The 23,444-nt window shown below is 32.6% G+C and carries 22 protein-coding genes; 12 read left to right on the forward strand and 10 right to left on the reverse strand.

Annotation, left to right across the window (positions count from 1 at the left end; genetic code table 11):
• Positions 1-139 precede the first annotated feature (139 nt).
• From NZ853_05225 to NZ853_05245, 5 genes are all read left to right on the forward strand, one after another.
• Entirely contained in the window at positions 140-559 is a 420-nt protein-coding gene (locus NZ853_05225) for a rubrerythrin family protein (GenBank protein MCS7205077.1), read from the forward strand.
• Positions 560-594: 35 nt separating this feature from the next.
• Positions 595-1,980 carry a heterodisulfide reductase-related iron-sulfur binding cluster gene (locus NZ853_05230; GenBank protein MCS7205078.1) on the forward strand — a complete coding sequence of 462 codons (1,386 nt, stop codon included), beginning with the start codon at positions 595-597 and terminating at the stop codon, positions 1,978-1,980.
• Positions 1,981-1,990: 10 nt separating this feature from the next.
• Positions 1,991-2,590 carry a DUF3501 family protein gene (locus tag NZ853_05235; protein ID MCS7205079.1) on the forward strand — a complete coding sequence of 200 codons (600 nt, stop codon included), beginning with the start codon at positions 1,991-1,993 and terminating at the stop codon, positions 2,588-2,590.
• Positions 2,591-2,689: 99 nt separating this feature from the next.
• Positions 2,690-3,661 (forward strand): radical SAM protein, encoded by a 972-nt coding sequence (locus NZ853_05240; GenBank protein ID MCS7205080.1) that lies wholly within the window; start codon positions 2,690-2,692, stop codon positions 3,659-3,661.
• 41 nt (positions 3,662-3,702) lie between these two features.
• Positions 3,703-4,326, forward strand: coding sequence for a hypothetical protein (locus NZ853_05245; GenBank protein MCS7205081.1), 624 nt, complete (start codon positions 3,703-3,705; stop codon positions 4,324-4,326).
• Here NZ853_05245 and NZ853_05250 read toward each other — a convergent pair.
• The 3 genes from NZ853_05250 to NZ853_05260 form a co-directional block, all read right to left on the reverse strand.
• Positions 4,306-5,910 (reverse strand): peptide chain release factor 3, encoded by a 1,605-nt coding sequence (locus tag NZ853_05250; protein ID MCS7205082.1) that lies wholly within the window; start codon positions 5,908-5,910, stop codon positions 4,306-4,308. The genes NZ853_05245 and NZ853_05250 overlap by 21 nt on opposite strands.
• A gap of 85 nt (positions 5,911-5,995) precedes the next feature.
• Entirely contained in the window at positions 5,996-6,472 is a 477-nt protein-coding gene (locus NZ853_05255; GenBank protein MCS7205083.1) for a hypothetical protein, read from the reverse strand.
• A 2-nt stretch (positions 6,473-6,474) separates the two neighbouring features.
• The gene (locus tag NZ853_05260; GenBank protein ID MCS7205084.1) at positions 6,475-7,938 is read right to left on the reverse strand and encodes a hypothetical protein; all 1,464 of its coding nucleotides are present in this window, start codon (positions 7,936-7,938) and stop codon (positions 6,475-6,477) included.
• A gap of 349 nt (positions 7,939-8,287) precedes the next feature.
• On the opposite strand from NZ853_05260, the gene NZ853_05265 reads away from it, so the two are divergent.
• Together NZ853_05265 and trpS are read left to right on the forward strand one after the other, a co-directional pair.
• Entirely contained in the window at positions 8,288-9,994 is a 1,707-nt protein-coding gene (locus tag NZ853_05265; protein MCS7205085.1) for a glycosyltransferase family 39 protein, read from the forward strand.
• A gap of 53 nt (positions 9,995-10,047) precedes the next feature.
• Entirely contained in the window at positions 10,048-11,013 is a 966-nt protein-coding gene (trpS, locus tag NZ853_05270) for a tryptophan--tRNA ligase (protein ID MCS7205086.1), read from the forward strand.
• Here the strand turns inward: trpS and gpmI are convergent.
• Genes gpmI through NZ853_05305 form a run of 7 tightly spaced genes read right to left on the reverse strand, consistent with a single transcriptional unit; the run spans position 11,010 to position 19,187 of the window.
• Positions 11,010-12,707 (reverse strand): 2,3-bisphosphoglycerate-independent phosphoglycerate mutase, encoded by a 1,698-nt coding sequence (gpmI, locus tag NZ853_05275; GenBank protein ID MCS7205087.1) that lies wholly within the window; start codon positions 12,705-12,707, stop codon positions 11,010-11,012. The two genes, trpS and gpmI, sit on opposite strands and share 4 nt — an antisense overlap.
• A gap of 31 nt (positions 12,708-12,738) precedes the next feature.
• Complete coding sequence (locus tag NZ853_05280; GenBank protein ID MCS7205088.1) at positions 12,739-13,581, reverse strand: hypothetical protein; 843 nt, start codon at positions 13,579-13,581, stop codon at positions 12,739-12,741.
• Positions 13,582-13,584: 3 nt separating this feature from the next.
• Positions 13,585-13,947 (reverse strand): hypothetical protein, encoded by a 363-nt coding sequence (locus tag NZ853_05285; GenBank protein MCS7205089.1) that lies wholly within the window; start codon positions 13,945-13,947, stop codon positions 13,585-13,587.
• Positions 13,934-14,839 carry an acetylglutamate kinase gene (argB, locus tag NZ853_05290; protein ID MCS7205090.1) on the reverse strand — a complete coding sequence of 302 codons (906 nt, stop codon included), beginning with the start codon at positions 14,837-14,839 and terminating at the stop codon, positions 13,934-13,936. Before argB ends, NZ853_05285 begins: the two co-directional genes overlap by 14 nt.
• A 4-nt stretch (positions 14,840-14,843) precedes the next feature.
• Positions 14,844-15,353 carry a DUF2505 family protein gene (locus NZ853_05295; protein MCS7205091.1) on the reverse strand — a complete coding sequence of 170 codons (510 nt, stop codon included), beginning with the start codon at positions 15,351-15,353 and terminating at the stop codon, positions 14,844-14,846.
• 43 nt (positions 15,354-15,396) lie between these two features.
• Positions 15,397-16,866 (reverse strand): MBOAT family protein, encoded by a 1,470-nt coding sequence (locus tag NZ853_05300; GenBank protein ID MCS7205092.1) that lies wholly within the window; start codon positions 16,864-16,866, stop codon positions 15,397-15,399.
• Between the two features lie 50 nt (positions 16,867-16,916).
• Positions 16,917-19,187, reverse strand: a complete 2,271-nt coding sequence (locus NZ853_05305; protein MCS7205093.1) for a lytic transglycosylase domain-containing protein — start codon at positions 19,185-19,187, stop codon at positions 16,917-16,919.
• An 86-nt stretch (positions 19,188-19,273) separates the two neighbouring features.
• Here NZ853_05305 and NZ853_05310 point away from each other — a divergent pair, with 86 nt between their 5' ends.
• The 5 genes from NZ853_05310 to NZ853_05330 are packed head-to-tail and all read left to right on the forward strand — an operon-like array spanning position 19,274 to position 23,412.
• Positions 19,274-20,671: a hypothetical protein gene (locus NZ853_05310; protein MCS7205094.1), complete on the forward strand. Its 1,398-nt coding sequence runs from the start codon at positions 19,274-19,276 to the stop codon at positions 20,669-20,671.
• A complete protein-coding gene (locus NZ853_05315; protein MCS7205095.1) occupies positions 20,668-21,486 on the forward strand; it encodes a hypothetical protein in 819 nt (272 codons plus the stop codon). Before NZ853_05310 ends, NZ853_05315 begins: the two co-directional genes overlap by 4 nt.
• A gap of 30 nt (positions 21,487-21,516) precedes the next feature.
• On the forward strand, positions 21,517-21,948 hold the full coding sequence (locus NZ853_05320) for a polymer-forming cytoskeletal protein (protein MCS7205096.1): 432 nt from the start codon (positions 21,517-21,519) through the stop codon (positions 21,946-21,948).
• A complete protein-coding gene (locus NZ853_05325) occupies positions 21,929-22,963 on the forward strand; it encodes a 4-hydroxythreonine-4-phosphate dehydrogenase PdxA (GenBank protein MCS7205097.1) in 1,035 nt (344 codons plus the stop codon). Before NZ853_05320 ends, NZ853_05325 begins: the two co-directional genes overlap by 20 nt.
• The gene (locus NZ853_05330) at positions 22,954-23,412 is read left to right on the forward strand and encodes a hypothetical protein (GenBank protein MCS7205098.1); all 459 of its coding nucleotides are present in this window, start codon (positions 22,954-22,956) and stop codon (positions 23,410-23,412) included. The genes NZ853_05325 and NZ853_05330 overlap by 10 nt, the downstream gene beginning before the upstream one ends.
• Positions 23,413-23,444: the final 32 nt, after the last annotated feature.

The following is a 23,444-nucleotide window of genomic DNA, read 5'->3' on the forward strand; positions in this document are numbered from 1 at the left end:
TATACTCAGAGATTATCTTTTAAAATTTTTAACTTACTAGAAAATTTTATCTTTCATTCTGAAAAAGTTATTGTCTTTTGTTGATATCAAATTATTCTAAAATTAGAATTTTTACAAATTTAAAAATAGGAGGTGGAGAATGTCAAAACTCAAAGGAACAAAAACTCATGAAAATTTAAAACATGCTTTTGCTGGTGAATCTATGGCTAACCGAAGATATCTTTATTTCGCGAAAATTGCTGATATCGAAGGTTATCCCGATGTTGCAGGTTTATTTCGCGATACTGCTGAGGGTGAAACAGGACATGCTCACGGACATTTGGAATATCTAAAACAAGTAGGAGATCCTGCAACTGAACTTCCCTTTGGAGATACCATCAATAACTTAAAGAGTGCTGTGGCTGGTGAGACCTACGAATACACTGACATGTATCCAGGTATGGCAAAGACTGCAAGAGAAGAAGGTTTCCCTGAAATCGCTGATTGGTTTGAAACCTTAGCAAAAGCAGAAAAATCCCATGCCGGAAGATTCGAGCAAGCTCTAAAGGCAATCTCATAAGGAGCAATCGCTCCTTATTTTTTAGGAGGAAAACAATGGAACTTATTTCCCAAACTGACACTCAAGATGCAATCTATGATCCTAAAGAACCAAAATACTGGGATCGTGCTTCCTTGAATCGTGAGTTGCTTCGCACTTTTGATATATGTCATGGTTGTAGAATGTGCTTCAATTATTGTTTTTCTTTTCCAACATTATTCAAGGCATTAGATACTTACGCTGATGGTGATGTAAGAAAAATCAATCAAACAGATATAAACGAAATCATACAAAATTGTTATCATTGTAAACTATGTTATGTAAATTGTCCCTATACAGATAGAGATAAACATGCATTCAATTTGAATTTCGCAGCATTAATGCAAAGAGCTGTTCATATTCAAGCAAAAGAAAAAGGAATATCCTTTCGAGATAAATTTCTGCAAAATGCTGACTTGGCAGGAAAACTAAATACAGGTCCAATTTCTGTTCTAGTCAACTATGTATTCCAAAGTGAAATCCTTCGTTCTGTCATTGAAATGCTTTTAGGAATACACAAGAAAAAAATAATGCCAAAATTCCATAAATCCAGCTTTGCAAAGTGGTTTGAAAAACACAAAAAAAAGAGAACTCATCAAAAAGAACAAATTAAACACAAAGTTGTTTTATTCTCAACATGCTTTGTAAATTTTAATAATCCAGAAATTGGAAAAGATGCAGTTTTTGTCTTAGAAAAAAATCAGGTACATGTTGAACATCCAAAACAAAATTGTTGTGGCATGCCCGGCCTTAATAGTGGGGATCTTTCTTTTGCACTAAAAAAAATCAAAAACAACATTCAATCATTACTACCTTATGTAAGAGAAGGATACAAAATAGCTGTAATCAACCCAACATGTTCATTAACATTAAAAAAAGAATATATTGATTATGCAGGTCTCTTAGGAAAGACCAAAAAAGAACAAGAAGATTGGACCAATAAAGCAAAAGAAATTTCTGAAGCTACAATGGACATTCATGAATATTTAATGACTCTGAAAAAAGAAGATGCCTTCAATAAGGATTTTCAAAGCACACCTGAAAGTATTGCTTATCATGCACCTTGTCATCTTCGAGCTCAATGGAAAGGATACCCTTCACGAGATTTGATGAAATTGATACCAAAAACTCAAATTGGATTTGTTGCCGAATGTTCTGGACACAATGGAACATGGTCAATGAAAAAAGAATTTTTTGAAAAAAGCCTTCATTGTGGCAATAAAGCTTTCCAACAACTTAAAGAAAAAAATATGAACGTCATATCAACCGATTGTCCTTTAGCCGCCATACAAATCAAACAAGGAACAAACTCAAAAGATATACCTTTACATCCCATACAAGTATTAGCCAAAGCTTATAAAAAACCTGAAGAAGGCGGATTCCCAAAATCAACATCGACATGAGGAGAAAAAAATGAAGAAAGTCATCTTTGAAGACATCCTCCCCATTCATGAATATAACAACAGAAGAAATGAAATTCGCGAAAGAATATTCAAAATCAAAGCTCCAAGAAGATTCCATTTAGGTGATTTTTTTACTTTTTTATTTGAAAATAAAGAAACAGTGTGGTATCAAATTCAAGAAATGATAAGGATTGAGGGCATTACTGACTACAATGCCATCATGCACGAAATCAACACATACAATGAGTTAATTCCAGAAGCTGGTGAAATCAAGGCTACTTTATTGATAGAAATTGATGATGAAATCTATCGAAAATATAAGCTGAGAGAACTATTAGGTTTGCATAATCATGTATTTTTTCTTTTTGAGACAACAAAAAATGAGATGAGAGAAATTTTAGGAGAATTCGACGATAAACAATTCAATCGAGAAAGAATTTCCTCTGTGCAATATATAACCTTCAAGCTTAATAAAGAAGACCAAAAGGAATTTTTATCATCAAAAGTAGCTGGTATTAAAGTAACACATCCATCATATCATCACACAGGTTTTTTCAATGAAGAGCAATTAAGAGCCATCAAAGAAGATTTCGAAAAAACTCTTTTTTAAAATTCAAATTCTTATTCTTTCAAATATTGAAATTAAGATTTTTTTCTGAGTGAATCCAATTTTGATTGATATTTTTTTTTTAAAATATATAGTCTTATTATGTATATCTATCCTCCTTATTATCAAGGGGTATACAACAATTCATATGTGCCTAACTACGTTAGATTTTATGAAACTAGAAGAAGTGAATTTTTAGAAAGGCTTCAATTGTTAGATGAAATCCTAAAAAATTGTGAAGTCTGTCCTCATGAATGTCACGTCGATCGTAACCAAACTTTTGGATATTGTAGAATTGGTAAAAAAGTCAGGGTATCTTCTTATTTTCCTCATTTTGGAGAAGAAGATTGCCTAAGGGGTTGGAGAGGTAGTGGAACCATTTTTTTTACATTGTGTAATTTAAGGTGTGTATTTTGCCAAAATTATGATATAAGTCAAAACTTAGATCCTCACTCAATGGAATTAGAGCCTGAGCAATTAGCTAACATTATGATCTATCTACAAGAAAAAGGAGTTCATAATATCAACCTTGTAAGTCCTGATCATGTTGTTCCTCAGATCATACATGCTCTATATATTGCCATACAAAAGGGTCTGAGAATCCCGATTGTCTACAATTCCAACGCTTATTCATCATTACAAACCTTAAAGATAATTGATGGTTTGATTGATATTTACATGCCAGATTTCAAATTCTGGGATTCTTTTTTAGCAAAAAGATACACAAAAAGCGAAGATTATCCTGATGTTGCAAAAGAAGCCATCAAAGAAATGTATCGTCAAGTCGGGGATTTCGAACAAGATGAATATGGAATAGCAAAAAAAGGTTTGATTGTTCGACACTTGGTGATGCCAGGCATGGTGGAGGATTCCAAAAAAATATTAGAATTTTTAAGTTCCATCTCAAAGAAAATTTATTTAAACATCATGTCTCAATATAGACCATCAAACAAAGTTATCCAAAAACCTGATCAATACAAAGAAATCAACCGTCGTATTACTATCCATGAATACAGACAAGTTGTTGAATATGCTCATGCATTAGGATTCGAAATCATTGATGCTGATCTATAAAATCATTGCCTTTCTGAAAAGAAGTAATTCTATTATCTCATATGCAGGAGTGGACCCCAGAAATTGATTTCAAAAAAGCTGATTTCCAATACAATAAAGATAAAAAAGTATCTGAGTTTGTTCAACCATCAGACATAAAAATTCAAACAACAAAAAACAATCACAAAGAAATTACGTTTTCCCCAAAAACAAAAGAAACAACAAAGAAAGAAACAGAAAAAAAGATTCAAAAAAAGATTCAAAAATGGATGCCCCCAAAGCTCGAAGAACTTAGTAACAAAAAGAAAGAAAACTCACCAAAAGACAAAAACAAAACCCCACTCAAACAAAACACAATCAAAGAAGAAAAACCACAAGAAATAAAAACAACTCAAAACGACCAACTCAAAGAATACCTCAATGAAATTGTTATGTCTTATCTGAAAGAAACCACAGACATTTTAAAGAAATGGTATTGGGAAAAAGAAACAATCAAAATCAAATATATAAATATCATTTTAAGAAGTTTAAAGAAACATTCATTGGTTTCTGTTTTTCAGCTATTTACTCCCAATGAGAGAAAACAATTCATTCAAATTTATAAATATCCTATCAAGTTCAATCAAGGAGAAATTCTCTTAGCCAGAAAAGAATTTTTAAATCAATTACAAAACCTGATTCAATGATTTGAATTTTTCCAATTCCAAAGGTGAATGAAATAGTGGTACATCGGGATGTTCTTTTTGAAAACTTTTCATACGATATTCACTTTTAAAAAGAACAACAAGATTTTCCTTTTTGTCTTTTACAATCAAGTCATATGAACTAAACTTTTGTGCATCTTTGGGAAGAATCCAGCGAGAACATTCAAAAGGTAAGAGCTCTAATCGTGTTGGAGATTGGTATTCATCCAAAAGCCTTGATTGAAAAACCTCAAACTGAAGTTGTCCAACCGCTCCAAAAATTTGGGTGCCATCTGGCAAATAAAACACTTGAATGACCCCCTCTTCTGTGAGTTCTACAATCCCTTTTTTGAAACTTTTCATTTTCGATGTATCTGTAAGTATGAATCTTGCGAATAATTCTGGTGCAAACTCAGGTAAGGGAGTTACCTTTGGTTCTGAACCAGTGTAAAGAATATCTCCTATCTGAAAAATTCCTGAATTGATTAAACCAATGATATCACCTGGATAAGCTTCGTCGATGGTATTTCTTCGTTGTCCAAAAAAAGAAACTGGGCTTGATAACTTGATACTCTTTTTTTTATAGGAAATTTGAACATCCATTCCCTTTTCGAATTTCCCAGAAACAATCCGTATGAAGGCCACACGATCTCGATGTGCCTTATTCATATTAGCTTGTAATTTGAAAACGAAAGCCATAAACTGTTCAGGATTGATTTCGACAATATTTCCATCAATAAACTTGATAAACTTTGGCGGTGGCGCAATCTGAATGAATTCATTCAAAAAAAGTTCAATTCCAAAGTTATTCAAAGCACTTCCAAAATATACAGGTGTGATCTTTCCTTCATGAAATTCTTTCAAATCAAATTTTGGTAGTATCCCTAAAGCCAGCTCTAATCCTTCTTTGAAGTTCTTGAATGCTTCCTCATCCAAGATTTCTTTCAAATAAGGATCATCCAAACCTTTGGTCTGCACAGGTGCTTTATACATTCCTCCTAAGGTTTTTTCATAGAGATAAATCTTTTGGGTTTGGATATGATAAACTCCTTTGAAATCCTTCCCTGAACCTAAGGGCCACAGCATTGGTGTAGTGGATATGCCTAAAACCTTTTCTACCTCATCTAAAAGCTCAAATGGATCCTTTGCTGGTAAATCCATTTTGTTGATAAACGTTATTATAGGGATGTTTCTTTGACGGCAAATTTGGAATAACTTGATGGTTTGAGGTTCGACACCTTTAGCGGCATCAATCAGCATGATGGCACTATCAACAGCCATCAGGGTTCGATATGTATCCTCTGAAAAATCTTCATGTCCTGGGGTATCTAAAAGATTTAAAACAAAATCATTGTATTCAAACTGCATGGCGGAAGTTGTGATTGAAATTCCTCTTTCTTGTTCTAACTTCATCCAGTCAGACTGGGTTTTTCTTCGATCTTTTTTGGCACGAACATGTCCTGCTAATTGAATGGCACCTCCATAAAGGAGAAGTTTTTCTGTTAGGGTGGTTTTTCCTGCATCAGGGTGCGCAATGATAGCAAACGTTCTTCTTTTTTGAATTTCTTGATAAAAATGATTGTCCATAGAGCTTCGAAATTCAAAATTTTTGTATACTTAACTGATACAATATATTTTTGAAAGCGATAATGATAAGAATTGGGTTGTAGATTTAATAAGATTTATATCCTATCGAACCTATGGGAAATTGGATTTCTTCTTTTGACAAAACCCTAAAGTGCACCTCATCAAAAGGTTCGGAATCTATTTTCGATGCAAGCTTTAGTATATAGTGACCTGTGTTTAAAGCGTGATAGTAATCTCGCAAAAAAAACTCACCATCTTGATATTCCACTTCCACAAGTCTTAAATCAATCTCAATCGGTTGCAAAGTGTTCGTAAAATTATATAGCACGGCATAAAATTTTTTATCTAAAAATAAGCGATTTTCAAACTTATACATCCACCATATCGTATCATCTTCACTAAAATATAAGTTTTCCCTTCCCAAATAATATTGATTTGGTTGAAATATGTACTTTTCTAATCCAACAATGTTTTCTAAATTTACAGCTCTCCAATAAAAATCCCCTTGATAGGTTCTGCCACAAAAAGTAATTAAAAAGACGAGCAAAAGATATTTCTTCATTTTTAAAGTTTTAATTGCTTATCATTTTCAATCAAAATTTCTGCATGTTTTCTTTTTATCGCAAAAAGCCTTTGCATCGCATAAATTTGTAAATCTTTTCTTTGGTATTGGTTTTTAATGTATCGGATGATATTGTATAAAGAATTCTTAACAAAGAGTCCATCTTTTAATATTTTTCTGATTTCTTGTTCATCTTGGATTCCATAAATTTCTTTATAGGCAGATAAAATCAACTTTGCGCTATCTGACTCTGAGTCCGAATAGGTAATCAAAGCGTTTTGAATTTTCATTTGTGTTTCCTTTGCTTCTTCTCCTAAGAGAGATTTGAATTTTTCATTCAGAAATTTTCCATATGCTTCAGAATAAAAAACTTTGTCTTTGGGAAGGGTTTCTTGTTTTTCTTTATTTATTTTTGTTTCTCTTTTTGTTGTTTTTGCTTCAAATCCTTTTCTTTTGTTGTTTTTTAGTGGTTCTTTTCGTTTTTCCTCTTTTTGTTTTAGTGGAATAACGGTTGCAATATTATCTTTTTTGGCTGTAGGTTCTTCTTGAGTTCCTTGGTTTTCTTCTTTCAATAAAGCTAAAATCCCAGCTTCCTGTATACTTTCATCAAGGTTGGGATTCAACGTTAGTTTTTCAAGAGTTTCTTTCAAATCTTTCTTTTGTTCTTGATTCAGTTCTGGTATCACTGAGCTGATGTTCTGAATTATGATATTTTTCGTAGAATCAGGTGTTTCAGGATTTTGTAATACTTCTTGATAAATGTTATAAACTTTTTCCGTTTCTCCTATTTTGGGTAATAAGCTAATAGCAATGTCACGATTGGGACTTTGGGGATCCGTAGAAGCATCAATCAAAACTTTCTTCGCTTCATCTATCTGAAACTCAGATATGGCTAAAAATGACTCCTCAACATACTGTTGTTTTTCTATGGATTCAACTAATACTGGCAAACTTTCTTCGTATTTTGTTTTTTTAAACAAATCAATGATTTCTGGATCTAATTTTTCTATGCCTAAATAAATCAAATCCAAAAGAACTTCAGCTGCTTCTTCGTTTTGTTCATTAAGTAGTTTTTGTTTAATTTGTTGATTATACAAACTTGGATTTTTTGTTATTTCAGTTTTGATGAAATTTTTGGTTTCAGGATTTTCTACATCTGTTGCCAAGCTCTCAATAATACTACTTTGATAGACTTGATATGCAGGAGTTTTGTATAGATCTATTAAATATTCCCTAGCCTTGGGAGTATCATCAATTGTTTCTTCCAAAAACTGAATGTAACTTTCTTTTAGATTATCTGGGATTTTATTTTTGTCTTTATGTAGTGATTCCAATATGATTTCTTTTTGATTGATTTCTGTTGTTTCTTCGTATTTCTGATAGCTTTTGTCTAAATCTTCTTTTTGAACGGTTCTACACGAAATAATGATCAAAGAAAACAAAAAAAATATGACTATAATCCTCATTATATTTTTTATCGGTTTTTGGCTATTTTTTTTATCAATTTATGAGAAAGAAAAAATTCTTTTCAATCCCAATCAAGCAAAAACTTTGTCTTAGTGATTAAAAGAATATTATTAATTTCAATACTTACCCTAACCTCATGCAATGATCCTTTGTATCAAAAGTGCGAAGATTTTTGCCAAACTGTTGAATCTTGTATTTTTTCTCAGAAACTACCACTCTCAGAAAAAGAAATCCAAAACCTTACGAAAAAGGTTCATTATCACTGCATTGATTCATGCATAATTTATCACACAGAAATTATTGAATGCTTCCAACAAAAAGAAACAGCCCGTCAATGCCAAAGTTTGATTGAATGTAGTCTTCCAATTTTTATTCATCAATGACATGATGGAATTACAAAAAAAACATATTTGGTTTTTGCGTATTACCATTTTATTGTTTGTTATTTCCTATTTATTTTTTCTTCCACAAGATGTAATGGACATTGACTCAACCCAATACGCAGAGATTGCCCGAGAAATGATAGAAAACAAGAACTTCCTCTCCTTGAAAGACAATGGAAGAAAATACTTAGACAAACCCATCATGACGTTTTGGATCATTAGTTTTTTCTACTCCCTTTTTGGGATTTCTAATTTTTCTTACCGCCTACCTGCAACTTTCATGCTGTTAATTTCCCTTTTTGGAATATACAAAATTACCAAACTTACTTATCAAGATAAACAAAAAGCATGGATTGCTACGCTCTTTTATGCATCCTCTCCTGCTGTTTTTTCGATGCTTACAAGTCCCATCATCGACATTTACCTAACGACTTTTTTGATTTTAACTTTTTTGTTTTACTATTATGGAATTCATGAAGATCCAAAATACTTATATTTAATGTATCTATTTATTGGGATTGGTTTTATAACCAAAGGTCCGATTTCATTGGTTATTCCCCTTCTTTCGATATTTGGAAATCACTTATTAAAGAAAGACTTTGAAACCCTAAAAAAAATAAAACTTTTTTCGGGATTTTTGATTGTTTTTCTTATTGTTGGATTTTGGTCCTTTCTTTTGTATTTGGACTTTGGAATTTATGGACCTTACTTTTTCTTGTATTTACAATCTTTTGGAAGAATCACTAGCAAGTTCTATGATACCGGCTGGGATCCATTTTATTTTTACTACACGTTTTTATTTTCAATACTTCCCTTTGGATTGTTTTTTGTTCTGATTACTTTTCAAAAATTAAAAGAAATTTATAAAAATTTTCAAATTTCCTACTTAGAAAATAAAAGATTTAATGAATTTTATGACTTTTTATTTCAAAAAGACAGAGTATTGTATTTATGGTGTTTCTTGATTTTATTTTTATTGAGTTTTTCTAAGTTTCGTTTGCCACAATATGTGTTTTGGCTTGTGCCTCCTGCAAGTATTCTCTCTGCTCATTGGTTTGTAGAAAGCATTCATTCAAAGAAGCACCATTCATTTTGGGTGGTTCCATTTTTCTTGATTGTGTTTCTTGTTTATTTTCGTTTTTTTAGTGAGATTGAATTTCATATAGTTTTTTCTATTTTTCTTCTAATTTCAATAGTAATTTTAATTTATTTTCATCAAGTTTATTCTCTTGGAATACGTTTTACTTTTATTACGGTTCTTTTGGTTTATGTTTACGGGATAACTTCGATTTATCCTTTTCTTGTAGAGTATCAACCTGCAAGTAAGATGGCAAAACTTATCCCACCAAAAAAGGACTCAAAAGAGATTCTTTTTACCTATGGGATTCCTTATTCCCACAGATCCTATGCTTTCTACACACAAAGACTCACAAGAGCTCTTGAGATTAAAAAAGAGTTATTTTACCAACACCTTCAAAACTATCAGGAAGCTTATATTGTTGTTCATTATCAATTATACGAAGTTTTCAAAAATGATTTCAAAGATGTAGAGCTCCATGAACTCGGTAAATTTCCTTTTTATAAGGTCTCACGTCCTACTTGGGATTTTTTTGAACCAAAAAAGCGAGAATCCAAACTACAGTATGTTTATCTCATCAAAGCCATAAAATAGAAACGATTTTAAAGGGAATGACATAGTCAGGCTTTACCAAGATTTGGTATTATATGAGAATTCTTTCGGGTATTCAACCAAGTGGTAGACCTCACATTGGAAATTATTTTTCTATGATGAAGCGAATGGTGGAATACCAAAAGGATCATGAGCTATTTGCCTTCATTGCAAGTTATCATGCCATGACAACGGTCCAAAAGGCTGAAGAACTCAGAGAAGGAATTATCAACATCGTTATAGATTTCTTAGCAATTGGAATGGATCCAAATAAAAGCACATTTTGGGTTCAAAGTGATGTTCCCCAAGTAACTGAACTTTGTTGGATTTTATCAAATTTCATCACCGTAAACCAACTGGAATTAGCCCACTCTTATAAAGATAAAATAGCTCAAGGTATCAAACCCAATGCCGGATTGTTTTTTTATCCTGTTTTGATGGCAGCGGATATTTTAGCCTTCAAAACCGAAAAAGTTCCTGTTGGAAAGGATCAAAAACAACATTTGGAATTCACAAGAGACATAGCCGAAAGGTTTAATCGCAATTATGGAGAAATCCTATGTATTCCTGAACCTGATATCAACGAAGAAGTAGCTGTAATCCCGGGAGTAGACGGAAGAAAAATGAGTAAAAGCTACAAAAACGCCATTTACTTTTTTGATGATGAGAAGAATATAAAAAAACAAGTCTTTTCAATTGTCACTGACTCAAAAGGAATCAATGAACCTAAAGATCCTGATACTTCGGTTTTATATCAAATATATAGTTTGTTTCTCAACGAAGAAGAAAAGAAAGTCCTTCGAGATCGCTTTCTAACTCCTGGAACTGGCTACGGACAACTCAAACAAGAACTTTTCGAAAAGATCATGGATTATTTCGCCGATGCTCGAAAAAAAAGAGAAGATTTAGAAAAAAGACCCAATGATATACGTGATATTCTCAAAGAAGGAGCCACGAAAGCTCGAGCCATTGCCGAAGAAGTTCTACAAGAAATACGAGAAAAGACAGGATTACGTTATTAAAGAGATTTCCAACGAACAACAGGTGGTAAGTAAAATTCAGGAGGTTCAAAGCCAAGTAAAACCAATAAAGTGCTCGCTATATTTCCCAAACCATATTCTCCATTGATGGGATTGAGTTCTAATTCGTCCAAATAGGGGCTTATAATCACAAATGGGACCGGATTCAATGTATGGCTGGTTTTCGTAGCATATTTTCCATTTTTTTGCTTGAGGGGTTGACCTGTTTTTTTATCTACTTCAATCATTTGTTCGCAATTCCCATGATCAGCGATAACAATCATGGTTCCCTTTAGTTCGGTGATCACATCATAAAGTCGTTTAACCTGTTCATTTAAAGTTTCCACAGCTCTGATGGCGGCTTCTAAAACACCTGTATGCCCCACCATATCACCATTCGCATAGTTTACTCTTAAAAATTGATATTTTTTACTTCTTAGTGCCTCGATAAGAGTATCGGTGATTTCTTTTGCTTTCATCTCGGGTTTTTCTTGAAAGGGAACTCTATCTGATGGAATTTCCACCCAATCTTCTAGTTCTTCGTTAAATTTTAATGAGTTGTTTCCATTCCAAAAGTAGGTAACATGACCAAACTTCTGGGTCTCTGATATGGCATATTGATAAATCCCCATGTGAGCTAAGTATTCTGACACTGTTTTGTCTATTGCTGGTGGAGGAACTAAATATTTTTTAGGAATCTTTAAATCTCCATCATATTCCATCATGCCGGCAAAATGAACCTTCACTTCTGGATCACGGACAAACTTATCGAAATTCTCCTCTGTGAAGGCACGACTGATCTCAATGGCACGGTCACCTCGAAAATTATAAAAAATCACCACATCTTGATCTCGAATTGGTCCAACTGGTTTTTGGTTTTGATCCACAATCACAAATGGGGGAAGATCCTGATCAATTTTATCGGGATAAACTTTTCGAAAAGTTTGGATGGCATCCAGGGAACTTGTAAATTTCCATTCTGCTTCTCCTTTCACATGCGTTTTCCAACCCAATTCTACCATTTTCCAGTTGGCTTCGTAGCGATCCATGGTAATCACCATCCTACCTCCTCCAGAAGCTACCCGATAGTGTTCTCCTGTTGGGTCTAATTCTTTGAGGAATTTTTCTAATTTTTCTAAATAAATTTCTGCGCTCTTCTCTGGCACATCCCTTCCATCTAACAAGGCATGGACCCGAACTTCTTTTACCCCTAATTCTTTACACTTACGGATCATGGCAAATAAGTGATTGATGTGACTATGGACATTTCCATCAGAAAGAAGTCCGATAAAATGAACAGTGCTTCCTTTCATTCCATAACCGGGTTGTTCGTTTGTTCCAATGTATTCTTTCCAAACCTCACTTTGAAATAACCTTCCTGTTTCTATAGCTTGATTGACTAAACTTGCACCTTGAGCAAAGATTCTTCCAGCTCCTAAGGCGTTATGACCAACTTCTGAATTTCCCATGTCATCATCTGATGGCATTCCAACAGCAGTTCCATGAGCTTTTAAAGTTGTGAAAATTCGCTTAGGTTCCACCCCAGGCTGAAATAACATCTTCAAAAAATCAGCTTTTGCTAAATCTAAAGCATTCCCAGGATAACCTTCCTTGATGCCTTTATAAAGACCCACTCCATCGAGAATAACAAGAAGTAATGGTTCTTGAATTTTCTTTGACAGGCGATTTAGCTTCATTATAGATATTAAACAAAGAAATAGGTTTTCTTCAAGTAATTTCTTTTGATTTGATTTCTTTTTGTAGATTGAGGAGTTTTTGGTAATTTTTTTCTAAAACTTCTTCACATTTTTTATAAGTTTCATAACGAATGATGATGTGATTTAAAACCTCTCCACCCAAAAAAACAAGATTTTTGGTCAAAAGAGAATAATTTTTCAAAAGCCTTTCAAAAGAAATACGAAATAAAAAAGACAAATTTTGTGTTAGAAAGATTTTTAGGATTTCTTTCCAATTTTTGGGTTGGTATTGTTCTTTGATTCGATAAAGTTCCAGCATCAAAGGAAAACCAGGAACGAAACGACTCAAAAAAACCCCAATTTTACTACTCAAAAGAGATGAAAAAACATCTTGGTTTGTGAAGCTTTTTTTTTGGTTTGAGATAATCTGATAAAATCTTTTTTGGAACTCTTCTTTGTGTAAATAACTTTCATACAAGAGAACATTCAAGAACTCTTTGTGAACATCGAGGAACTCCTGCCTTTTTTGTTCATTGCTTAGACCGTCATAGTCCAACACAATAAATGTAAGTCTGTCATTCAGAAAAATGGGCTTTATTTTTTGTTTTTCTTCTAACAATTGATTTCTGTTTTTATATCGATTACAAAAAATTATCCAATTTTTTAAGTAGTATTCTTCGATTTCTTTTCTCGATATATCTGGGTTGAATTTTTTTATTAGGTTTACTTTTCTAAAAGCAACATAGAAGGGAAAGTAATTTACAATTAAAGATTTTTTGTAAATTTCATATAATTTTGGTTTTAAAACATCGTATCTTTTCCTCCAAAAACGATTCCTTATCCCCAAAAGAGATTTGAGTGAAAGTAAATTCATAACTTACTTCAAAAAATTTAAAATCAAAAGAAGGAAATTCAACATTGTAATAAAAACCATGATAAGAATCAATCTTCGACTCGGGTTTTTTGATTCTTTTTGAGGGATATTCGAGATGATTTTTTTTTCTAATTCTTGAATTTCTTTCTTCAAAGCCAATAGTTTTTTGTTATATTCTTCTTGGTTTTTATACAAATAGAGTAAAATCTCTCCATAAACTTCTGAATATTCTATCAATCGTTCTTCTAAGTTTTTTCCTGTAAGGCTATGGGAGAACTTTTGCAAGGATTCTGAGATAGCTTTAAGAAAATCACGTTCTTCTGGATTGTTTTTGATTTCCATGGGTTTGAGGTTATAATTCCTCATCAGCGTCGTAGGAAATCATGGTGCCAATTCCTTGGTAAGAAAATAATTCCAACAAAAGTGAATGAAGGATTCTGCCATCAATGATATGGGCACGCCTTACTCCTTTTTCCAAGGCATCCAAACAACATTGAACCTTGGGTATCATACCACCCGTGATGACCTGCTTTTGGATGAGTTCGTGGATCTGATGAGGATGCAAGCGATTAAGGACTTGTTGTTGATGCATGACTCCTGGCGTATCAGTCAATAAAATCAACTTTTCTGCTTTGAGGGAACTTGCAATCGCACTTGCCATAAAATCAGCATTTATATTGAGACTTTTTCCTTCTTCATCTGGGCTCACAGGAGCTATCACAGGAATATATCCATTAAATATTAAATCCAAAAGAATTTTTGGATCTACTTTCTCTATGCTTCCTACTCTTCCCAATGAGATTTCTCTCATTGTCCCATCAATTTGTTTGTAAATCTTAGTAATTCTCGCTACTGCTAAATTAGCATCTCTTCCTGAAATTCCGATGGATTTTCCTCCATGTTTTTGGATCAAAGAAACAATTTCTTTGTTTATGTAGCCCGAAAGAACCATCTCCACAATTTCCATGACTTCATCACTTGTGACTCTTTGACCATCTACAAACTCAATGGGTAAATTAAGTTTTTGCAAAAGCTCATTGATTTTGGGACCACCACCATGCACAATCACGGGATGAATACCAACAAACTTTAAAAGCACTACATCCCTTGCAAAAGAATCCCGTAGTTGTGGATCCTTCATGGCAGCTCCGCCATACTTGATGACTATAATTTTTTGATGAAACTTTTGGATATAGGGTAAAGCTTCTAATAGTATCTCAGCCCTTATACTTTCAGGTATATGTTCTTTTACTTCCATAGCTTTATGCATTTTGAGTTTTGAACATTTCGATGAAGTGATTGATGGATTCTTGATCTTTTTTGAGGGAGTTGGTATAAATTTCTGCAATTGCAGCTTCTATTGCTGCGCCGAGAAGAAAAACTTTCGAAGTAATTTGGATTCGATACTTTCTTTTGGAATGGTTTTCATCTTTTTTTTCGTAAATTGATTCTCCTTCAATTAAAAACAAATGATCTAAATTCCCAAAAGGAACCACTTTGAATTTATGAACATTCGTTTCAAAATCAAATTCTGATTCTTCTACAAGAGTATCAGCTCCCTTGGGTAAGACTTGAACTAACACAGAAGGCAAATTTGTCCCTATCGAAATATGCCGAACCTGAAAGAGTTTATGGTTATCTTTTTCTTCTTTTATGATTTTTACATTTTTTAATTCAGGGAATTTATCCAAATGATCATACCTTTCCTGTCTTGCCTTTAATAAGAGCTCCAAAGGTACAGGGAATTCTTGTTCAATTTCTACTAACTTCATTGTTCTTCTATGTTTTTTTTTGGATGGGCTTGTCTACAAAAATTCAGAATTGAAAATACAAAAAGTTCGGTGTATCCGTCGAGGAAAAAATCACAATAGCCAATAAAAGAAATGAATTCAAAAAAATCAAACGTTTCGGCTTAGCTAAAAAAAACTCCCAGTCATATTTGTTCATAAAAAACTCAAACCCCCATAGTAATGCTAAAAAAAATCCATAGTCAAGAAACTGAATTGGTGGGAAAACCTCTAAAAATTTCAAAGACTCAGTTATGTTTTCAAAACCAAAGAGACGTCCAATCATAAAATTGCCTTTTTCCAATGTCTCAGCACGAAACCAAATAAAACCAAAGTTCAAAGAAAAAAAGAGGATGACCCTCGAAAGTATTGGCAGGATGAAGAAATTTCCAAATTGTCGATAAATCCAAAATTGGATTTTTGAACCATCATATAATCTGTGAACTACAATCATCACATACTGCCAAAGTCCCCACGCAATAAAATGATAATCAGCACCATGCCATAATCCTGTTACAAACCAAACGACCAAAATGTTGAAATACATCCTAAAAGGACCTACTCTACTACCCCCCAAAGGGATATATAAATAATCCCTTAGCCAGCTGGTTAGAGAAATATGCCATCTTTTCCAATGTTCGGTGATGTTTTGTGCCGCCATAGGGTATTGAAAGTTGATTTCAAACTCATACCCAAAGAAACGTGCTACTCCTCTTGCAATGTCAGTATACCCTGAAAAATCCAAATAAATCTGCCATCCAAAACCCAAAGAAGCAATCCAGATATCTACAGGATGATACGCAGAAGGATTTGCAAAAACCGTATTGACAGCCTTCGCCAAGTTATCAGCCAAAACTAATTTTTTAAAATACCCCATTAGGATTCGACTAAACCCAATTTTGTAGTCCTCGAAGGTGATTTCTTTAGGATTATCCATTTGTTGAAAGAAGTTCTTTGCTCTCACTATAGGTCCTGCCACCAACTGAGGGAAAAAAGAAACATACAAAGCAAAATCCACAAAGTTCTTGCGGGGCTTTATAATCCCACGATACACATCAATCGTATAAGACATAGATTGAAAGGTATAAAACGAAATCCCAACAGGTAAAACGATATCCAAATACGAAAAAGCATAGTGTGTGTTTTTTAAACCTAAAATCTCATTAAGAACATCCAAGCCAAAATTTGTGTATTTGAAAAATCCTAATATTCCTAAATTCAAGGCAATTGAAATTCCAAGCCATGCTTTGGGAGAGATCCAACGTAGTTCTTTGGGTATAGATTCATCTCTTGATGACTCAATTCCTAAAGCTGCAAGATAATCGATAAAAGTAGAAATAAAAATCAAAAACAGGTATTCTGGTTTGAAGACTCCATAAAAATAATACGAACTAACTAAAAGAAAAAGCCTTACTCCTCTTGGTTGATCCTTTAAGAGATGACCAACAATCAGAGTGATCAAAAAAAACACTAAAAAGTGAAAAGAAGTAAAATTCATTTTGGTTTGAGAATTCTACATGCTTCTTTGAGTCAATAGAAAATGGAATTCTATTTTATCCCCTGATCATACAAGATACGTGAGATTTTATAATGAAGATAATTTTGATATGTTTTTCTACAATAGTTTCGGCTTTCTTGAACAGGCAATATTTCCAAAAAATAATTAAAATCTCCCTGATAGTATTTTTGCTTCCATTTTCTGAGGTTTCCTGGTCCTCCGTTATAGGCAATGGCAGCCCAACGAAAATCATTATCATACATTTTCAGCAAATCAGAAAAAAACTTTGTTCCCAGGTGAATAGAAACCTCAGGATGATATAAATCATAATTGGGGATTTTTAATTTAGCATTCAACCACTCTCCAGTTCTTGGAATGATTTGCATAAGTCCTATGGCACCAGAACGACTTACTGCATCTTCACGAAACATACTCTCTTGACGCATGAGCGCATAGATAATGTCTTCGGAAACCCCATACATACGTTCATATTTTTTGACTATATCTCGATAGGGTCTTGGATATAATCTCTGAAGTAAATGTGGAGGCAGTCGAAACGGATCCTCTGGTATTCCTAAATAGCGAGTCAATTGCCGAAGGGCATGAACCTCTACAAAACGATTTTCACTTCGATAACCTGCAATTACTAAATGTCTAAGATACTGATAATGATTATGGGTTTCTTTGTAATAGTCCCTGAAAAACTCAAAGGCAAATTCATATTCTTTGAATCTTAATAAAAACAAAACCTCCTCTGGGGTATAAACATCTCTTGCATAAAAAAGGGAATTCTGGAGATCTATCGCTTTAGAATCATAGTAAAAAGACAAATTTCTTTTTGATAAAAAAAGCAGTGCTTCATCTTTATATCCATGATAAACAATCCATCTATGATAATCAGATATGGAATTCACTCGATACCAATGCTCACTATAAGATATATCTTTTGTTTGAGAAGAAACCTCATCCCATATATTTTGTATGTAATAACTTCCTGGGGCAAGGGAATAAAAATTTTCTAAGATGATTTGAGCCCGATTTAAATCTCTCTGAGAAGTCTTCAAAAAAACATAATACCAATAAAAAAATCGTCCTGCTTCGGTTTGACGTGGTAGTTTTTGATAAGCTTTCTCCCAGTAAAACGAATCTCGAAATTCATAATCTTGATCTTTCCGAATTAACAAGAATTCCATTAGTTGATCATAACCTTGTGTATCGTAGTGATAGTGATTTAAGTATTGCAAAAGCTCATCAAAATAAATTTCTTCGAAACTCTGATTTTTTTCTTTAAGGGCTTCAATTGATTTTAGATATAACTTCCATATATTTTGATGGTGAGTTTTTAGGAACTGAAAATGCTTCATGGCATCATGAACGACTGAATACGCTTTATCATCCAAAAGTTCCTTTAGCCAGTTTTCCAAAATCTCTGGATTTTGAGTGATATAACTGTATCCTCTCTGCAAAAGCTTCAAGAAAAACTTATATTCTTTTTGTTTTAGTAAGAACTTTCCATCACAAAAAAAGGTCTGAGATGTGGAAGTTATCACAATCTGATTCATAGAAAACTTAGATAAGTACTCTCGAGCCTCTGGGGAAAAATAAAAACAAGTTGTATATCGATAATAATTAACAGGCAGTGATTTTTTTATCTCTTCCCATACAATTTTGGGTAAATCTTCTGTGCGGGTTTGTAGTGCTGCTTCTATGTAAAACGGGATTGCTTGTTGTGGTTCTCCCTTTTTTTGATAAATCCTTCCAATGAAAAGATTTATCAAAGGATTTCGCAAATTGGGATATTGAGAGATCAAAAATAAAGCATATTGTTTTTCTTCTTCTGAGATGGCATCCCAGTGATTGTAGATTAACTGTAAATAAGATCGAAATAAGGTTCTTGTGATAGTGTTGTTGATTTGAAAGTTAGCTTTTTTTAGAATTTCTAATTGTAGCTCGATTGTAGGTTCTTTGCTTTTTTTTATAAACTCTGAAGCTCTAAGCAAAGAAAAATTATTTACCGTATTTTCCACATGCTTGTAGGTTTTCAAACACTGTATAATTTTATCTTTTTCAGGACAATGTATGCCTGTGGATTGAAGATATAATTGAACTACTTCAATCACATCTTCTTTATCATTGTTTTCTTTGTCTTTTTCTAAGGCTTTTGCGTATAAAAAGGCATGTTCTCTTGTGAGGGGTTCTTTTTTTTTGAAGTATTCTAAAATGGCTTTCCATTGGGATGAACGCAAATAATAAATCAACTCCGAATCAACACCATACAGAGATACGCCCGCAAAGAAAAATAAAACAATCAACTTCCACATAAAAAATATCGGTTATTGATAAAAACAAAATTTAATTGATAATAAAACAAGTAAATGCATTTTAGAATGTAATCTAAAGAACAAGAATGAATTTATCTTTTGAGGCAAAATATCAACAATTTCAGAAAGAACTTCTTCCTTTACTTAGAACTGATGAGGAACTTTGGGATTTATTTTTTCTTTCTCCTATTGAAAGTATGGAATTATTAATCAATCGAGACTTTGGGGTTTTTTTTAAGCCCTATGTTTTAGGCGAGTGGTCCGTTATTTTAAGTGCTTTAGAAAAAGCAAAGCATGATTTTACTTTCTTTTATCAAAACATCAATCTTTCGCTTCATCACAAAGATATCGTAGTTTCTATGATTCGATATTTTTTGTTTTTAGGAAGTCATAGAAAAATATTAACCATTTTTTTAGAACTTTATAAAAAAAAGCAAATCAACGATTGGTTGCTGATCATTTGTTATTTTCTTTCGATGGAAATTGACGATTTGAGTAATTATCATGTTTTCATTAATAAAGTATTTGAAAACAGAATCAAAGGCATCTTAGAGAAAAATACTTTTTTATTCTCAACGATTTATGAAAAAAAAGAACTGATCAGGAATTATTTTTCTTTCAAGGATTTCTTGGATGTTTATGTTTCAGCAAGTCAAAATTTTCAAGAAAAACACATAATATATTTACATTCATGGTTTTTTACTCAAGCACTTTTGTTGGGAAACTATTTTGTAGCTTATCGATTTTTACAATGGTCAATAAAAAACTTTAAAACCCATTTCTCAAGAGAATACTTTAATAGTTTGAAGTTTAAGTTAGGATTGATTTTCGCTATACATCATAAATTTTTTTTTATCAAAAAAGAAAAAGTTTTTGATTTTCCGTCCACCGAGAAAGAAGTATTTCTAAATAATATTCATACTTATTTTTCTTTATTAGACAAAAATGATTTTGAAAAAAAAATTGTATCTTTAACTTTTGATTTTCATCTTTTTGATTTTTTGTCGTTATATCATTTTTTCTTCGAAGAAATATTTTTAGACAATTTTGAAATATACAACATAAAAACAAATTCATGGAAAGAAAAGAAACTTAATTATCTACCAACCCAAGAAATAAAGATCAATCCTGAGGAGTTTTCAAAATTTCTCAAACTACAAACTCATTCAAATATTGAGGAATTCTTTATTAAGAACAAGGGTTATCTTTTTTTTCTTAACAGATACAAAAAAATACTCCCTTCTTATATGGGTTATTTTCCTTTAATCAAATTTCTTATTGGTATTTTGTATGAAAGCTATCAACCTTCCAAAACCCTTGAATTTTACAAATCCAATCCGCATCCTCTTGTGAAGCTCAGGATGGAGCATTTAAAAAATCAATATAGAAATGAATTTTCAAAATCACAAACCGAAAATAAAATTATAAAAAAAATTGAAAAGTTAAATCCGAACATTTTCATGACGGATAAGATAGAAATATGAACTTCAACATAGAAGAAGCTCAAAAGATCATAAAATACATAAAAAGCATGCAAACGATTATAAAAACGTCCACTAATTCTGAGCAAATAGAGCGAATCAAAAAAGACATTGCCAAATACATAAAAAAATTACAAGCAATAGTTCCTGATTTTAACCCAGCCAAAGAAACCATACAAGAGCTAGAATTACGATTACAAAATATCAGTAACAAAAAAGACATTAGCTACGAAAGAAACCTAATTGAAGATGTTTTCCAACAAGAAAGGATTTCTTGGGAAACAAGGATTCCTTATTTAAAAGCTACTCCACATTCGAACGATTATGAATTAAACTTTCTTTATAGCGTGATATCCTTAATACAAAAAGAATACTTTCCTGCAATTACAGAACAACAAATCCAACTGGACTATACCCATTCCCAAGAACGACAAGTTCTTAGATACCAGTTCGATGAATTGTTGCGAGATTTACAAACCTTGATTGAAACAATTGAAGACTATGCGAGAGCTGAGACTCCCGATTTTCGGGAACAATTACTTAAAATGAAAAACAAACAAACACGTAACTTTATTTTTAATTCCAACGAATACCTCAAAAAATTGAGAGATTTTATTGCAAAGCTTCTCATCGAGTATGATAAAAAAACCTTTGTGATCAAAAATCCTGAAAGTAAAATCAACTTTGATCCTCGTTTTGATGAAGCCAAATTACTCCATGGCTACTCTATACGACAAGCCTTAGAGGAATTTTTGGATTTGCTGGAATATACGATAAAAAAAATCAATTTGCCAGATTTTAAACAAAAAAAATTATGAAAGTAAAATCAACTATATTATGAGGAAACTATGGCGATCGTCAAACCTGCAGTTGACGTTACCAACTCCACAATCGGCGAAAATTCCTATTTTAGCGGAAGATTTTACATCAATGGCTCTTTGAAAATTGATGGAAAGTTTGAAGGAAAATCCTTACAAGCTGATCAACTTTATATTGGACCTACAGGAAAGGTAAAGACCAACATCACAGCATCAACAGTCATTGTGGAAGGTATCGTAATCGGAAATATCTACGCAAAGAATCGAGTAATGCTTATGCCAACAGCCCGAATCTTAGGAGACATCACAACCCCCGAATTAGTCATACAAAATGGGGTTATCTTGGAAGGAAGATGCATGATTTCAAATGATTTAAAACATTCGGCAAAAGACTTCATCTTCGCTGAATACGAAAAAGATAACCTTTCAGAGGAAAAGCTATTTGGCAAAAAAACAGGATAAGTATCGATTGCATGATTTTCTTTTTCTCACTGGCGGAGATCCAGCAAGTATAAGTCCAGAAATCATCCGAAAAGCCTTAAGTGCAATTGGAGAGAACTACCAAAACCTCAAAATTATTTATTTTTTCAATTCATCCCGAAGCGAAAAAGAAAAAATCATAAACCTTTTAAAAAACTGGAATGTTTTCGTCATAAACAAAAAAGAAATCAAATCTTTCTTCGAAAGTTTAAATTCTATTACTACACAAAATCAAAATTTACTTATACTATATAGAATAGGTTTTTACGAAAAAACCTATCCTACCATACAATCAGCAAAACTTTCTTTTACAGCTCTAAAAGAAGCCATTTCTTGGATCCAAAAATTTGGTTGCAAAGGTTTGATTACTGCTCCCATCTCCAAAGAATGGATAGGAAAGATTGAAAAAAACTTTTCTGGTCATACTCGTTATTTAGCAAAAGCATTTCGAACTGAGACTCTCATGATCATGTATTCAAAACAGTTTTCTGTTGTGCCAATCACAGAACATATCCCCATCAAAAAAGTTCCTCAAGAATTAAAAAGAATTTTAGAAAACCCTAAGTTTTTGGACCTATTAAAAAAACTTTACCATTCTTATTCATTCAAAAAGGGTTGGGGAATAACGGGATTGAACCCTCATGCAGGAGATAATGGTTACATCGGTGATGAAGAAAAAACCATACTTTTGCCTTTTATCAAAAAGTTGAAAAAACATAAGATTTCGATTGAAGGTCCTCTTTCAGCTGATGGATTATTCATGCCGGAAAAACTCCAAAACTACGATCTTATTTTTACATGTTATCACGATCAAGGCTTGATTCCTTTCAAAGCTTTGACAGGAAGAAGTGGTGTCAATATTACGTTCGGACTGCCTTTTCTTCGTAGTAGCCCCAGTCATGGAACTGCTTATGACATTGCTTTCAAAGAACAAGCTGATTTTACTAGTATGTATCATGCCATTGAAATTCACTGTAAAAAAACTTTATGGAGCTAAATCCTCATTTGAAGGATTTTGCCACAATCACGGTCGTTTTTGGTGTGATATGGGGAGTTTTTAGTATACTTCATCTTTTTCACAAGGCTTATTCTTTTTTTTGGAGAATTTCTATTGTTGTATTGTTTCTTTTGTTTGTGGTTTTAAATTTTTCTTTATTTCACTCGACATTTCTTTATTGGAAGAGTTTTTCGTTGTCTCACCTAAATGACTTTTTTAAAGAACTCAATCGTCTTTTCGAAATATTAGAAGTTTTTATTTATTTTTCATGGCCTTTCATACTAATGTATAGTTTCTTTTCTGCGAAAGAAGATATCTATGTAAATCGTATTAAAATGTTTATTGTTGTCACTTTGTTCGTTTGGCTTATTCATTTTGTTTCTAAGAACACTTTCATACAAAATTTTTATCAAAACTTGATTGAAAAAAAAGAAAACATACAACCATGAAATCATGAATAAAGAAATAAAATTTTCCAATA

It is taken from the genome of Leptospiraceae bacterium (assembly GCA_025059995.1).
Classification (GTDB): domain Bacteria; phylum Spirochaetota; class Leptospiria; order Leptospirales; family Leptonemataceae; genus SKYB61.

Coding starts and splice junctions, on each gene's coding strand:
- NZ853_05255 (MCS7205083.1), bottom strand. CDS start 6,472: ATGAAGAAATATCTTTTGCTCGTCTTTTTAATTACTTTTTGTGGCAGA.
- argB (MCS7205090.1), bottom strand. CDS start 14,839: ATGGAAGTAAAAGAACATATACCTGAAAGTATAAGGGCTGAGATACTA.
- NZ853_05230 (MCS7205078.1), top strand. CDS start 595: ATGGAACTTATTTCCCAAACTGACACTCAAGATGCAATCTATGATCCT.
- trpS (MCS7205086.1), top strand. CDS start 10,048: ATGAGAATTCTTTCGGGTATTCAACCAAGTGGTAGACCTCACATTGGA.
- NZ853_05225 (MCS7205077.1), top strand. CDS start 140: ATGTCAAAACTCAAAGGAACAAAAACTCATGAAAATTTAAAACATGCT.
- NZ853_05245 (MCS7205081.1), top strand. CDS start 3,703: ATGCAGGAGTGGACCCCAGAAATTGATTTCAAAAAAGCTGATTTCCAA.
- gpmI (MCS7205087.1), bottom strand. CDS start 12,707: ATGAAGCTAAATCGCCTGTCAAAGAAAATTCAAGAACCATTACTTCTT.
- NZ853_05250 (MCS7205082.1), bottom strand. CDS start 5,910: ATGGACAATCATTTTTATCAAGAAATTCAAAAAAGAAGAACGTTTGCT.
- NZ853_05295 (MCS7205091.1), bottom strand. CDS start 15,353: ATGAAGTTAGTAGAAATTGAACAAGAATTCCCTGTACCTTTGGAGCTC.
- NZ853_05285 (MCS7205089.1), bottom strand. CDS start 13,947: ATGAGGAATTATAACCTCAAACCCATGGAAATCAAAAACAATCCAGAA.
- NZ853_05315 (MCS7205095.1), top strand. CDS start 20,668: ATGAACTTCAACATAGAAGAAGCTCAAAAGATCATAAAATACATAAAA.
- NZ853_05305 (MCS7205093.1), bottom strand. CDS start 19,187: ATGTGGAAGTTGATTGTTTTATTTTTCTTTGCGGGCGTATCTCTGTAT.
- NZ853_05235 (MCS7205079.1), top strand. CDS start 1,991: ATGAAGAAAGTCATCTTTGAAGACATCCTCCCCATTCATGAATATAAC.
- NZ853_05280 (MCS7205088.1), bottom strand. CDS start 13,581: ATGAATTTACTTTCACTCAAATCTCTTTTGGGGATAAGGAATCGTTTT.
- NZ853_05240 (MCS7205080.1), top strand. CDS start 2,690: ATGTATATCTATCCTCCTTATTATCAAGGGGTATACAACAATTCATAT.
- NZ853_05330 (MCS7205098.1), top strand. CDS start 22,954: ATGGAGCTAAATCCTCATTTGAAGGATTTTGCCACAATCACGGTCGTT.
- NZ853_05320 (MCS7205096.1), top strand. CDS start 21,517: ATGGCGATCGTCAAACCTGCAGTTGACGTTACCAACTCCACAATCGGC.
- NZ853_05310 (MCS7205094.1), top strand. CDS start 19,274: ATGAATTTATCTTTTGAGGCAAAATATCAACAATTTCAGAAAGAACTT.
- NZ853_05300 (MCS7205092.1), bottom strand. CDS start 16,866: ATGAATTTTACTTCTTTTCACTTTTTAGTGTTTTTTTTGATCACTCTG.
- NZ853_05260 (MCS7205084.1), bottom strand. CDS start 7,938: ATGAGGATTATAGTCATATTTTTTTTGTTTTCTTTGATCATTATTTCG.